This window comes from Serratia sp. TSA_7 (genome assembly GCF_052692135.1).
The window spans coordinates 378,816-392,331 of record NZ_JBQZFU010000001.1; the positions used below are offsets into that span (position 1 = coordinate 378,816).

A 13,516-nucleotide genomic window follows, 5' to 3' on the forward strand; every position below is an offset into this window, starting at 1 on the left:
TTCTTGTGATCGCGTTTAAGCCGCAAAACTTATTTACTGTTCAATGTCTGCTTCAGCCATTGGGTAAAACCTTCACCTTCCGAAGCATGACGCAGGCCATATTGTACGAACGCTTTCATATAGCCCAACTTATCGCCGCAGTCGTGCGATTTGCCGCTCATATGGAAAGCTTCTACGGTTTCCTGCCCCATAAGGGCGGCAATCGCATCAGTGAGCTGAATTTCATCACCGGCCCCCGGCAAGGTTTTTTCCAGCAAAGGCCAGATATCCGCAGACAACACATAACGGCCAACTACCGCCAGATTGGAAGGGGCTTCCTCTCTTGTCGGTTTTTCAACCACAGCAGTCATTGGTGTGCTTTCACCTGCTGCCAGCGCAGCACCGCCGCAATCTACAACACCGTATTTCGACACGTCTTGTTCCGGTACCGGTTCCACCATGATCTGGCTGAAGCCGGTATCAGCAAAACGCTGAATCATTTTGGCCAGGTTCTCTTTACGCAGATCGGCGGTAGAGTCATCCAGCAATACGTCCGGCAATAACACGATAAAAGGCTCATCGCCAACCATTGGCTTGGCGCAAAGTACCGCATGCCCCAGCCCTTTCGCCTGGCCCTGACGGACTTGCATGACTGTCACATCTGCCGGGCAGATAGTCTGTATTTCTTCCAGCAGTTGGCGTTTGACACGCGATTCCAATACAGCCTCAAGTTCAAAAGAGGTGTCGAAGTGGTTTTCAATTGCATTTTTGGACGAATGAGTGACCAGCACGATATCTTTGATCCCGGCAGCTACGCATTCATTCACAATGTACTGAATCAGTGGTTTATCGACCACAGGCAGCATTTCTTTAGGAATTGCTTTTGTTGCCGGCAACATACGGGTTCCCAGGCCCGCCACGGGAATCACAGCCTTCAATCTCTTTTGCATGTTTTTTATCCACAATCAAATAACTATAACGTAGCCGAACCACCTTGCCTAAGAGAGTTACGAAGCACGGAGCGGAGATGGTTTAGACACGCTACCGCCCTTGGCTTTCAGCTACCAATACACTGTTATTAATTTTCCTGTCTGCCAGTCACTGTTTGCAGCAAGACCAACATCTGTACCCATCATTAAGTGATAATCAGGTCACATAAGAACAAAAAAATTACACCCTTATAACTAAACAATGATACTTGTAAATGTTTATGCGCCTAAGATTCTTATACTATTACTTTGTTGATACAAGCCTAAGATGCCTGTTGGCTATCCTTTTCAGAATAAGACTACTAAGGGCACATAATTGAACTGAGTGTAGCAGCCAAAAACCAATGCAACGATTTGATTTTAAAAAAATTATAATTATGATGTTTTTATGTCTACAACTTAGTCACAAGAATCTCTCCAACGTTTTGGCCCCCTTCTTCCTAATCACCACTATCAACCTCCTCCCTGGCTATCCGACCGATGATTTTTTATGCATTGTTCCGGCTTAAACTCGGCATGCAACAATTCCATCGCAGAACCAGCACAGTTTTAAAGTTGAATTTTCCCCGCCCAACACCCATCATTCCCTTACGGCATAAGCCGTCGAACTTACAGGTGAAATTGGGCGTATGGAATGGATCGCAGATCCAACAATTTGGGCCGGCCTGGCCACTTTGGTCGTGCTGGAAATCGTTCTGGGTATAGACAACCTTATCTTTATCGCCATTCTGGCGGAAAAACTACCAAAACAACAAAGAGATAAAGCTCGCGTCGTGGGTCTGTTGCTGGCCTTGCTGATGCGTCTGGCACTGCTCGCCTCTATTTCCTGGCTGGCGACGCTGACCAAACCGCTGTTTGTGGTCGCGGAGCACCCCTTCAGCGGCCGCGATCTCATTATGCTGGTCGGTGGTATATTCTTGCTGTTCAAGGCCACCATGGAGCTGAACGAGCGGCTGGAAGGCAAGGATGATGAGCAGCAAGGGCCGCGCAAAGGCGCCCGCTTCTGGCCCGTGGTGGCGCAAATCGTGGTATTGGACGCCGTCTTCTCTCTCGATTCGGTGATCACCGCCGTCGGCATGGTTGATCATCTGGCAGTAATGATGATTGCGGTCTGTATCGCTATCGGGCTGATGCTGCTGGCCAGCAAGCCGCTGACGCGATTCGTCAACGCCCATCCGACTATCGTCATTCTGTGTCTGAGTTTCCTGCTGATGATCGGCTTCAGCCTGGTTGCGGAAGGGTTCGGCTACCATATTCCCAAGGGCTATCTGTACGCAGCGATAGGCTTCTCCGTAATGATTGAAGCCTTAAACCAGCTGTCTCAGTTTAACCGTCGTCGTTTTCTGTCAAAGGTACGGCCACTGCGTGAACGAACCGCAGAAGCGGTGCTCCGTATGCTGAGCGGCAAACATGAAGAAGCGGAGGTGGACAGCCACTCTGCCAACCTGCTGGCCGACAGCGCGAGCGAAAGCGGGGAGATATTCAACCAACAGGAACGGCACATGATAGAACGTGTGCTGGGCATGGCACAGCGTACCGTAAGCAGCATCATGACCTCTCGCCATGACGTGGAATACCTCGAGCTGAATGATCCGCAGGAAAAGCTGACCCAGTTGCTGGAAAAAAACCAGCATACGCGCATTGTGGTGGTCGAAAACAGCGCCAGCGATGAACCGCTTGGCGTCATTCATACCATTGATGTCCTGAAACAGCAGTTGACTCAGGTACCGCTCGATTTACGTGCGCTGGTGCGTCAACCGTTGATTTTCCCGGAGCAATTAACGCTGCTAAGCGCACTGGAACAGTTCAGACAGGCGCAGACGCATTTCGCTTTTGTCGTCGATGAATTCGGTTCGGTCGAGGGGGTCGTTACCCTGACAGACGTGATGGAAACCATCGCCGGTAACCTACCGGAAGCGGGCGAGGACGTTGATGCACGGCACGACATTCAGCAAAACGAAGATGGCAGTTGGACCGCCAATGGCCATATGCCGCTGGAAGACCTGGTGCTTTATCTGCCTCTGCAGCTGGAGGATAAGCGCGAATACCACACGATAGCCGGCTTGCTGATGGAACACAGCCAGCGCATCCCCCAGGAAGGTGAGCAATTGCAGATCGGTGACTACCTGTTTGAACCGCTGGAAGTCAGTAGCCACCGTATTTTGAAAGTGAGGATCACCCCGCTGTCGGTACCGGAGCCAGACTACGAGGTATAAATCGGTGCCGGGCGATGCCCGGCTACCTTTATAGATGCTGAGGCACCAGCAGTTCGGTTGCCACAATCACCACGATCAACCCGACAATCACCGGCACCGAAGTCCGTTTCACCACGTCGAACGGCGAGATTTTCGCCATGCCTGATACCGCCACCACCACACCGGAAACCGGCGACAAAGTGCGCCCCAGGTTTGAAGCCTGCAACATCGGGATCACCAGATAGGCCGGATTGACGCCCATCTGCGCAGCCAATTTGGGGATCAGCTCCACAAAAGCATAGAACGGCGCATTCCCCGAGCCGGTGGTCATTGCCGCCAGCATGGTAATCACCACCAGTACCAACATCATGATAATGCCGCCGGTACCGAAAGACTGCGCCAGACTGATTAACCCACTGATAAAGCCGAGGGTGCTCAACCCCTGAGCGAATACGCCGGCGGCCACCAACAGCATCACCACGCTGGCAAAAGCGTCCGCCATACCGCGATACGCGACTTCCAGGCCGGTAAACACCTGTTTGGCGCTGAAACTACGCAGGAATTCAATCACCGCCGCCAGCAACATACAGCCAACCAGCACCGTGATGATATGCAACTCCGGCCCCCATTTACCGTCAAAAACCAGCACGCCCAGGATCGGCGTGAACGGCAAAACCGCGTAGAAACCCGGAGCATGCGTGGTAATTTCACTCACATCCATAATGTGGTGCTGTTCGTTATTTTTCTTGTCGAGATAGCGTTGCCAAAAGAAATGCGCAATCGCCATACAAACAATTGCCGCAATCGAAATAGGTAAGGTGGTTTTAAAAGCGAAGTCCACCAAAGGCATTTCCGCCGCCTTGGCGGCCAGCACCACGTCACCGGACGTCGGCGCCAGAATAATCGCCGCGGGCGAAGCGCAAATCGCTGCCGCAGCACCACGACTAATACCGACGTTAACCATCAATGGGAACAGTGTAGCCATCAGCAATACGCCCAGGCCGGTGGCGGAAGAGACCGCCAGAGACATCAGGCAGGCGACGAAATAGGCCGCGACCATCAAAAGATACGGGGAATTGATCATCTGGAGCGGACGGGAAGCCAGCTTTACCACCACATCGTTGGCGCCAATGTGTGTCATATAAGCCGCAAATCCGCACAACATCATGATCATCATGCCAAGATCGCCACCGCGGCTCATCAGCAGAATTTTAACGTATTCGATGATGTCGGTGGTGCGCCATCCCGTAGACGCGGCGCCGGCAGGCAGCAGGTTTTTCCCCATTACGGCGCTTATAGCCAGCAACAGCAGGCCGCCAACCATCAACACCCCGGTAGCGGAGTAGCCCTTGATAATATAGCGACCAACGGCAGCCGCAACGGCTGCACCAATAAGAAGTTCTATCATATTCCCTCAATTTGTTGTTTTTAACCGTGCTGAAGCCCAGAAGTCGCATAACTGCCCAATACTCTGCACAAACACAGCAGAAGTTGTCATGATTTCTATCAAAGTTACGGGAGGAAATTATTGGGAACGGCAAATGCTCTGCGGGGATCAAAGAAGGCGCGGGCCGCTGACCGGCCCGCATCTTACCAGGGGCTAAAGCTTATCGAGCAGCTTTTTAAGATCCTGGCCTTCACGCGAATCTTTGTTTTTTTCGGCCCATTTGTTCAGCGCATCCTTGGCCCGTTTTTGCAGCGTTTTACGTAATATCTGATCAACCTGCAATTGGTAGTTAAGCTGTTGCCAAGGGCCATAAACCCGCAGTGGAATTGGCGTTTTTTGCAGTTGCTCGATCAGTTCGCCGCGCCCTTGCCAGCCGCCAGTCACCCGCACGTTAAGCACCATATCGCACTGTTTACCCGGCATATTCACCGTACCGCCACCGCTCAGATTCAACAGCGGGGAGTCCGCACTCAGTTCACTGATGTTTACCGTACCGCCGCTCAGGTTGGCTTTCGCCGAAAGCTGTTTCACTTCGGTAAAGCGCTGGTAATTATCCTGCCCGCGCACGCTGCTGTCGTTACGCGCCACCGCCTGCTGGATCAACTGCTGAATATTCAGTCCATGCAGTTGCGCGTCCTGCATCGCTAACTGGGCGGATCCCTTCCACCGGTGTTCAAACGACTGCGAAGTCAGGCGATCACCCGTTAAATCCCCTTGCATGCTGAATTTGCCGGTCAACACCTGCGGCATGTCGAACGCCTTAAGAACGGCACCCAGCTCAACCTGCTTCAACACCGGTTGCACGGCGATCACCGGCCTGCCGCCACGCGCATCCAGCGAACCCGGTAACGCAAAGTCCCCCCCAGCCAATTGACCGGAGAGCGTATGCACCGTCAGCAAGCCCTGTTGGTTATCCGCTTGCAGCGCCAAATGGGCAATGTTCATGCCACGATAGGTCAGTTGGTCAACGTTCAAATTAAGCTGCGCAGTAAAGTCTCGCAACACTTCCAGATTTTGTTGCGGATCTTCCGCTTGGTTAGCTATCACCGGCGCCGCAGTCACACTCACGGCTTGTTGCGTGCCCGAGCTGGATTGCCAGCCGGAAAGCGCATCCAAATTCAGGGCCGTCGATGTCAGATTCATTGCATAAACCGGCACCTCGCCGAATCTCACGCTGCCACTGCCAGAGAACTGACTGTCATTGGCGCTCAGAATCAATTGGCTTAGGGCAATTTGCTGCGGTGTTTGTTGATACGCCACCTGGGCGCTGCCATCACCTTTAATGCCGCCACCCAGAATGTCAGCACCTTCCAGTTGATAATTGAACTGAGTGACCGTGGCCGCGATACGGCGCGGGTATTGCTGCAGATCGATATCTGCCGCCATGCTGAAAGTCAGATCGCGCTGGTCGCGGTTAACCCGGCTGGAAAGCTCCATTTGCGCATGACGATTGGCATTTTGCTGCAGGACGAGGTTAATATCGCGAACGTTAATCTGCTCGTTATTGGCGCGCTGCCAAATCAGCAGGCTGTCCACAATCCGCAGATTATCGATATCAAATTTCCACGGGGTATCCAGGGTCTCTTCGGTATCGCCCGCAGGTGCGATAGGTGCGTTCGGTTGATTTTGCTCTTCACTCTCGGGTGTCAGGCGAATGACGGCATTTTTCAGCATCACCTGTTTCACAAACAACTGATGCGACAACAACGGCAAGAGTTTGACATCAAGGCGCATGTTATCCGCGCTCACCACCGGCGCTTTGGCTCCGGGTGCAGTCAACGTCATGCGCCCGGCCAGAATGCTGAGCTGCGGCCAGATATGCCAGCGAAGCTCGCCGTCCAGCGTCAGATGATAACCGCTCTTTTGTTCGACCTTCGTGACCATATAGGCGCGAAAATCATTCGGATTAACCAACAGCACCAGCGCGGACATTCCCGCCACCAGCACAACCAGTAAAATCACCAAAGTCGTCAGTAATCTTCTCATGCCATCCTCTTGTCAACGCCACACCGACAGTGCTTCAAGCGCTGTTAGTCCTTGTCGATTCGACTGGCCACTGCACCCTGCTGATCGCGGTATTTTGCATCCTGCCGGCTGTTGTAAGGACGCGCCGCCGGCCCGGAAAGCGGTTCAAAGCTTAGAGCGCCAATCAACATGCCCGGACGCAACGCCAGCGGCAACTTACCTGAATTATAGAACTCCAGAACAATCCGCCCCTGCCAGCCGGGATCGATACGGTGCGCGGTCACGTGAACCATCAGCCCCAGACGCGCCAATGAGGAACGGCCATCAAGCCAGCCCACAAGATCGCTGGGCAACGTGACCGACTCAAGCGTGACCGCCAGCGCCAGTTCGCCCGGGTGCAGGAAGAAGGCTTCGCCTTCCGGCAGCACTATCTCGTCACTCATCACGCGGTCCAGCGCCGCGCTGACTTCGTCTTTTGGTCCGCTGAGATCGATAAACGCGGCAGTATGGCCGCGAAACACGCGAAACTGATTGCCTAAACGGACATCCACTGTAGCCCCGTTAATACGCTCAATCGGCGGACGCGGTGAAATCACCAGTTTTTCACTATCCAGCCAGGCTTCTATATCACGGTCGCACAGTCTCATTTCTTTATCTCCATCAAGGCGTGTCACTAAAACAAAAATTGCCACACAACGGACAAAAGGTCTACGCCACGGCGTAAATACTTGCCCGACGGCCGGAAACACAGGTTTCCCGGCCATGAACGGCATTATTCAAAGAATTGGCTGATTTTAGCTTTTAGAATGTCGATCGCAATGCGGTTTTTGCCGCCGCGCGGAACGATAATGTCGGCATATTGCTTGGAAGGTTCAATAAACTGCAGGAACATCGGACGAACGGTTTTCTGATATTGCGCCATGACCGAATCCATAGAACGTCCACGCTCATTGACGTCACGCTTCATGCGGCGCATCAGGCAAATATCCAGCGGCGTATCGACAAAGATCGAAAAGTTCATTTCCTGGCGCAGGCGGATATCCGTCAGCAACAGGATCCCCTCCAGAATAATCACCTTTTTCGGCTCGAGGTGGATAGTCTCTTTCTTGCGCGTATGTTCGGTGTAACTGTACAGCGGCAACTCTATCGCCTTGCCTGATTTCAGCATTTGCAGATGCTGGAACAGCAGGTTGTGATCCATGGCGCTCGGGTGATCGTAGTTAGTCTTGACCCGTTCTTCCATGGTCAGGTGCGTCTGGTCTTTGTAGTAACTGTCTTCAGGAATAACGCCGATATGTTCATCGCCAACCTGATCGCGAAGTTCACGATATAACGTGCTGGCAATAAGGCTTTTTCCGGAGGCAGATGCGCCAGCTATACCAATAATGACGCACTGATGCGGCTTGTCAGTCATAAAATTTAAAGACCTGATTTCGAAGTGTGAGGGAGGGAACTAAAACGCGACAATTATAGGGAGTTAGCCGGCATTGCGCCACCCTATATTGTCGCAGCGGGGCCGCTATCTCGGGTTATTTCGCCAAAATCGGCCTTAAGGTTTTAAGATTATTGCGCCTAGGGTAATCCGATGTGGCAGGGTAAACTCCGTAGCTTGTTCATTATCCTGCTGATGGGATGATGTATTTCACCGGAGACTGACGTGCTGGACTGGTATTTTCTGACATTTTTTGGCGACAGCATGCTGCTGCTGCCCTGCGCGTTGATTCTTTTTGTCGCATTAATCGCTCCGCGCGCCACCCGAACAGCAGGCTGGCAATGGGCACTGATCTTCGGCTGTGCCGGCGGCTTGGTATGCGCATCCAAACTGGCCTTTATGGGCTGGGGTATCGGTATAGAACGTTATGATTTTACAGGGTTTAGTGGCCACTCGGCGCTGGCTGCCAGTATCTGGCCGGTATTTCTCTGGACGCTGAGCGGTCGTTTCTCGCATGCGGTGCGCAGTCTGGCATTGGTCGTTGGCTACGTATTGCCTCTGACGATTGGCTTGTCGCGGTTAGCCATTCAGGTACATTCGCCTTCGGAAGTCATCAGCGGCCTGGCGTTAGGCTATCTGGCCAGCAGCCTGTTTCTGTGGTTACAGAGCAGCAAGGCACGCCCGCAGCTTTCCTGGTGGCAAATCGCCGGTGCGCTGGCTTTACCGATCGTTCTGATGGGACATCGACAACCGGCGCCCACCCAGGGTCTGCTGGAACACATAGCCACTGCCTTGGCGCATATCGACCATCCTTACACCCGAGCCGATCTACACCGGCTGCGAGTCACGCCATAAACAAAAACCCCGGACCTGCGCCGGGGTTTTGCTTTTTAATCTGCGAGGATTACAACGCGCGGAAAGAGATTTCCGTCGGAATGGCTTCGCCCTGCCAGTACATCTGCGCCGCGACACGGCCGGCAAGCTGGCGATACAGTTCCGCAAATTCGCTGTCAGGACGACTGATTACCGTCGGCGCGCCGCGATCCAAATCTTCGCGCAGCGAGATGTGCAACGGCAGTTGCCCCAACAAGCGGCTGTTGTACTTTTTCACCAACTTTTCTGCCCCGCCAGTGCCGAAAATCGGCTCATGATGACCGCAGTTGCTGCAAATATGCACGCTCATGTTTTCCACAATACCGAGCACAGGCACATGGACTTTTTCGAACATCACAATGCCTTTGGCCGCGTCCAGCAGGGCGATATCCTGCGGTGTGGTCACCACCAGCGCACCGGTAACCGGAATGTTCTGCGACAGCGTCAGTTGGATATCCCCGGTGCCCGGCGGCATATCCAGCACCAGATAATCCAGATCCGGCCACAGCGTGTCCTGCAGCAGTTGCATCAGCGCCTTGCTGGCCATCGGGCCGCGCCACACCATGGCGTTGTCGTCGGTCACCAGGTAACCAATGGAATTGGTCGCCAGACCGTGCGCCAGGATCGGCGCCATATGCTGGCCGTCCGGCGAGGTTGGCCGTTCATGCTCGGTGCCCAACATATTGGGGATCGACGGGCCGTAGATGTCGGCGTCCAGAATGCCGACCTTCGCGCCTTCGGCAGCCAGCGCCAGTGCCAGGTTGACGGCGGTAGTGGATTTCCCCACCCCGCCCTTGCCGGAACTGATGGCGATGATATTGCGCACGCCCTTGATGCCGGCCTGATCGTTGGCGCGTTTCAGCGTGGCGATGTCATGCTTCAACTTCCAGTCGATCGCCTCTGCCCCGGTGACGCGCAGCAGTTCTGCACTCACTCGGTCTTTCAGCGTTTCAAAGGCACTCTGCCAGGCAAACGGCATGATCAATTCAATATGCAGTACGTGATCCAACAGCGTGCAGTGGTGAATAGCCTTCAACGCGGTCAGGTTGTTTTTTAACGTCGGGTGTTCAAAGGCGGCCAGTACACCGGTCACCAGGGCACGCAGAACTTCGGGGTTGGTCTGCTCGGGGGATTTTGCGCTCATCCCGGCTCCTTGATTTTGAATGGATAGCTTCCCGCTAAGCATATCAGAACTGCAGGTCCGCTGGCGTGTGTCTGTAGAAAGAAACCGCCCTAGCCGTAGAGAGCGCGATCGGGTAACATCGAAGACCCTTTTTATTCATTACAGAAAGCAAGTTCTCACTATGGCTCAAGTCGCGAAAAAATTATTGGTGACGTGCGCGCTACCGTACGCAAATGGTTCCATCCATCTCGGCCACATGCTCGAGCACATCCAGGCGGATATCTGGGTTCGTTACCAACGAATGCGCGGCCACGAGGTTCATTTCATCTGTGCGGACGACGCGCACGGCACGCCGATCATGCTGAAAGCTCAGCAGTTGGGCATCAAGCCGGAAGAAATGATTGCGGAAATGAGCCAGGAGCACCAACAGGATTTCGCCGGTTTTGGCATCAGCTATGATAACTATCACTCCACCCATAGCGATGAAAACCGTGAACTCTCGAGCCTGATATACGGCCGTCTGAAAGAGAACGGCTTTATCAAGAACCGGACTATTTCCCAGTTGTACGATCCGGAAAAAGGCATGTTCCTGCCTGACAGATTCGTGAAAGGCACCTGTCCGAAATGCAAATCGCCGGACCAATACGGCGACAACTGCGAAGTGTGCGGCGCGACCTACAGCCCGACCGAGCTTATCGATCCGAAATCCGTTGTTTCCGGCGCCACACCGATCCTGCGTGATTCGGAGCACTTCTTCTTTGATCTGCCTTCGTTCAGCGAAATGCTGCAGGCCTGGACCCGTTCCGGCGCGCTGCAAGAGCAGGTAGCGAACAAGATGCAGGAGTGGTTTGAGTCGGGTCTGCAACAGTGGGATATTTCCCGCGACGCGCCCTATTTCGGCTTTGAGATCCCGGACGCACCAGGCAAATACTTCTACGTCTGGCTGGATGCGCCAATCGGCTATATGGGCTCATTCAAGAACCTGTGCGACAAACGCGGCGATCTGGACTTCGACGAGTTCTGGCGCAAAGACTCCAGCACCGAGCTGTATCACTTCATCGGCAAAGACATCGTTTATTTCCACAGCCTGTTCTGGCCGGCGATGCTGGAAGGCAGTAACTTCCGCAAACCGACCAACCTGTTCGTACACGGCTATGTGACGGTTAACGGCGCCAAGATGTCCAAGTCCCGCGGCACCTTTATCAAGGCCGGCACCTACCTGCAACATCTGGATGCCGACTGCCTGCGTTACTACTACGCCGCCAAGCTGTCCTCGCGCATCGACGACATCGACCTGAATCTGGAAGATTTCGTGCAACGCGTGAACGCCGATATCGTGAACAAGGTGGTTAACCTGGCATCGCGCAACGCCGGCTTTATCAGCAAGCGTTTTGGCGGCCAACTGGCCGATAACCTGGCCGATCCTGCGCTGTACCAAACCTTCGTTGACGCGGCAGGAAGCATCGCCGAGGCCTACGCCAGCCGTGAGTCCGGCCGAGCAATCCGCGAAATCATGGCGCTGGCCGATCTGGCCAACCGCTATGTGGATGAGCAGGCACCTTGGGTCGTCGCGAAGCAAGAAGGCCGCGATGCCGATTTGCAAGCCATCTGCTCGATGGGCATCAATCTGTTCCGCGTACTGATGACCTACCTCAAGCCGGTGCTGCCATCGCTGACGGAACGTACCGAAGCCTTCCTCAACTGCGAACTGACCTGGGATGCGATCCAGCAGCCGCTGCTGGGCCATCAGGTCAATGCGTTCAAAGCCCTGTTCAACCGTATCGACCTGGACAAGGTGAATGAAATGGTCAGCGCTTCAAAAGAAGACATGGCAGCGGCTAAAGTGGTCAGCGGCCCGCTGGCTGAAGATCCGATTCAGGAAACCATCACCTTTGACGATTTCGCCAAGGTTGATATGCGCATCGCCTTGATCAAGAGCGCCGACTTTGTCGAAGGCTCTGACAAACTGCTGAAACTGCAGTTGGATCTGGGCGGCGAGTCTCGTCAGATCTTCTCCGGCATCCGTTCCGCCTACCCGGATCCGAAAGCGCTCGAAGGCCGCCTGACCATCATGGTCGCCAACCTTGCGCCGCGCAAAATGCGTTTCGGCATCTCTGAAGGCATGGTGATGGCTGCCGGCCCTGGCGGCAAAGAGATCTTCCTGCTCAGCCCGGACAGCGGTGCTCAGCCAGGAATGCAGGTGAAGTAACTTCCGCTTTACTGCCATAAGGGCCAAGCAACAGCTTGGCCCTTTTTTATTTGTGCCCCCCTCAAAAGACGCCATCGCAGGCAAATTTTGCATGCCGCCCAAAAGCGATATATTTCAGCACTACATATAGACGTCCAGATGTAAGGACTGCTATAAATAACGCCTTACCGGGATAGCCATCACCTGCTTTTGGAGCCAATAATAATGAAAACGATAAAAACACCGCTACTGGCCATTGGCCTGCTGGCCGCCCTGCCACTGTTCGCCGCAGAATCGTCCACGCCGGCTCCGGTGCCAACCGCCATCGCCCAGCATCAGGGGCCGATCCGCATTGCAGTGATCCGCAATCTGGGTTCAGACGACAACACCACTCAGTTTCTGGCCGGCGCCATTCAGGAAGGGCGTAAGCTGGGTTTCAAAGTAGATACCTTCCTCAGCAACGGTGACGATGCGCGTTTTCAAGATTTCGTGAACCAGGCTGTCAGCCAAAAATATGACGGCATTATTCTCTCGCAGGGCCGTGCGCCCTATTCCACCGATTTGGTCAAACGCATTGCGGCGGCGGGCATTGCCGTCTCCGTATTTGATACCGACGTCAGCGGCAGCATTCCCGGCGTAACGGTTTCGCAACAGGATGACGCTTCGCTGGCAAATGAGTCGTTCGGCCAACTGATTAAAGACTTCAACGGGAAAGCCAATATCATCAAGCTTTGGGTCGCCGGTTTCCCGCCGATGGAGCGCCGTCAGGCTGCCTACCAGCAGTTGCTGAAGCAAAATCCGGGCATTCATGAGTTGGAATCGATCGGCGCAGTGTCATCGGACGTGCAGGGCGATACCGCCAACAAGGTTGGCGCGGTGCTGGCCAAATATCCGAAAGGCAAGATTGACGCGATCTGGGGCACCTGGGATGCCTTTAGCCAAGGCGCCTACAAGGCTCTGAAAGAAAATGGCCGTACCGAAATCAAACTGTACAGCATCGATATCTCCAATCAGGATCTGCAACTGATGCGCGAAGCCAATAGCCCGTGGAAAGTCAGCGTAGCGGTGGATACCAAGCTGATTGGTGCGGTAAACCTGCGTCTGGTGGCGAACAAAATTGCCGGTGAACCTACGCCTGCAACCTATGAGTTCAAGGCCGCGTCTATTCCGCAGGCGTTGTTGGCCAGCCAGCCGGGGCCGGTCAACGTGGCCGGGCTGGCAAAAATTATCCCGGGCTGGGGCAGCAGCAACGATTTTATCCAGCCCTGGTTCGCCACGCTGCAGGCTAAATCGGGCAAATAATCTCTTCCGCTGATCCCCAGATA

Annotated in this window: 10 protein-coding genes; 4 read left to right on the forward strand and 6 right to left on the reverse strand. The window is 54.1% G+C overall.

The genetic code is table 11. The features are described 5' to 3' along the window. Positions 1-29 precede the first annotated feature (29 nt). The gene (gene galU / locus ACUTQW_RS01855) at positions 30-929 is read right to left on the reverse strand and encodes a UTP--glucose-1-phosphate uridylyltransferase GalU (RefSeq protein ID WP_064798746.1); all 900 of its coding nucleotides are present in this window, start codon (positions 927-929) and stop codon (positions 30-32) included. A 668-nt stretch (positions 930-1,597) separates the two neighbouring features. Between galU and ACUTQW_RS01860 the strand changes: the two genes are divergently transcribed. Continuing rightward, entirely contained in the window at positions 1,598-3,184 is a 1,587-nt protein-coding gene (locus ACUTQW_RS01860; RefSeq protein ID WP_062791424.1) for a TerC family protein, read from the forward strand. A 28-nt stretch (positions 3,185-3,212) separates the two neighbouring features. Here ACUTQW_RS01860 and dcuC read toward each other — a convergent pair whose 3' ends face one another. The 4 genes from dcuC to udk form a co-directional block, all read right to left on the reverse strand. Next, entirely contained in the window at positions 3,213-4,571 is a 1,359-nt protein-coding gene (gene dcuC, locus ACUTQW_RS01865; RefSeq protein ID WP_004942381.1) for an anaerobic C4-dicarboxylate transporter DcuC, read from the reverse strand. 192 nt (positions 4,572-4,763) lie between these two features. Next, on the reverse strand, positions 4,764-6,596 hold the full coding sequence (gene asmA, locus ACUTQW_RS01870) for an outer membrane assembly protein AsmA (protein WP_445654789.1): 1,833 nt from the start codon (positions 6,594-6,596) through the stop codon (positions 4,764-4,766). Between the two features lie 44 nt (positions 6,597-6,640). After that, on the reverse strand, positions 6,641-7,222 hold the full coding sequence (gene dcd, locus ACUTQW_RS01875) for a dCTP deaminase (RefSeq protein ID WP_004942378.1): 582 nt from the start codon (positions 7,220-7,222) through the stop codon (positions 6,641-6,643). 125 nt (positions 7,223-7,347) lie between these two features. Beyond that, positions 7,348-7,989: a uridine kinase gene (udk, locus tag ACUTQW_RS01880; RefSeq protein ID WP_004942376.1), complete on the reverse strand. Its 642-nt coding sequence runs from the start codon at positions 7,987-7,989 to the stop codon at positions 7,348-7,350. A 243-nt stretch (positions 7,990-8,232) separates the two neighbouring features. Between udk and ACUTQW_RS01885 the strand changes: the two genes are divergently transcribed. Continuing rightward, positions 8,233-8,862: a phosphatase PAP2 family protein gene (locus ACUTQW_RS01885; RefSeq protein ID WP_006324401.1), complete on the forward strand. Its 630-nt coding sequence runs from the start codon at positions 8,233-8,235 to the stop codon at positions 8,860-8,862. Positions 8,863-8,911: 49 nt separating this feature from the next. Here ACUTQW_RS01885 and apbC read toward each other — a convergent pair whose 3' ends face one another. Then, entirely contained in the window at positions 8,912-10,024 is a 1,113-nt protein-coding gene (apbC, locus tag ACUTQW_RS01890) for an iron-sulfur cluster carrier protein ApbC (protein ID WP_004942372.1), read from the reverse strand. Positions 10,025-10,184: 160 nt separating this feature from the next. On the opposite strand from apbC, the gene metG reads away from it, so the two are divergent. Further along, positions 10,185-12,212, forward strand: coding sequence for a methionine--tRNA ligase (gene metG, locus ACUTQW_RS01895; RefSeq protein WP_041416842.1), 2,028 nt, complete (start codon positions 10,185-10,187; stop codon positions 12,210-12,212). A gap of 204 nt (positions 12,213-12,416) precedes the next feature. Further along, positions 12,417-13,493, forward strand: a complete 1,077-nt coding sequence (locus tag ACUTQW_RS01900) for a sugar ABC transporter substrate-binding protein (protein ID WP_325986996.1) — start codon at positions 12,417-12,419, stop codon at positions 13,491-13,493. The last annotated feature ends 23 nt before the right edge of the window (positions 13,494-13,516 follow it).

Coding starts and splice junctions, on each gene's coding strand:
- galU (WP_064798746.1), bottom strand. CDS start 929: ATGCAAAAGAGATTGAAGGCTGTGATTCCCGTGGCGGGCCTGGGAACC.
- ACUTQW_RS01900 (WP_325986996.1), top strand. CDS start 12,417: ATGAAAACGATAAAAACACCGCTACTGGCCATTGGCCTGCTGGCCGCC.
- dcuC (WP_004942381.1), bottom strand. CDS start 4,571: ATGATAGAACTTCTTATTGGTGCAGCCGTTGCGGCTGCCGTTGGTCGC.
- ACUTQW_RS01860 (WP_062791424.1), top strand. CDS start 1,598: ATGGAATGGATCGCAGATCCAACAATTTGGGCCGGCCTGGCCACTTTG.
- dcd (WP_004942378.1), bottom strand. CDS start 7,222: ATGAGACTGTGCGACCGTGATATAGAAGCCTGGCTGGATAGTGAAAAA.
- asmA (WP_445654789.1), bottom strand. CDS start 6,596: ATGAGAAGATTACTGACGACTTTGGTGATTTTACTGGTTGTGCTGGTG.
- metG (WP_041416842.1), top strand. CDS start 10,185: ATGGCTCAAGTCGCGAAAAAATTATTGGTGACGTGCGCGCTACCGTAC.
- udk (WP_004942376.1), bottom strand. CDS start 7,989: ATGACTGACAAGCCGCATCAGTGCGTCATTATTGGTATAGCTGGCGCA.
- apbC (WP_004942372.1), bottom strand. CDS start 10,024: ATGAGCGCAAAATCCCCCGAGCAGACCAACCCCGAAGTTCTGCGTGCC.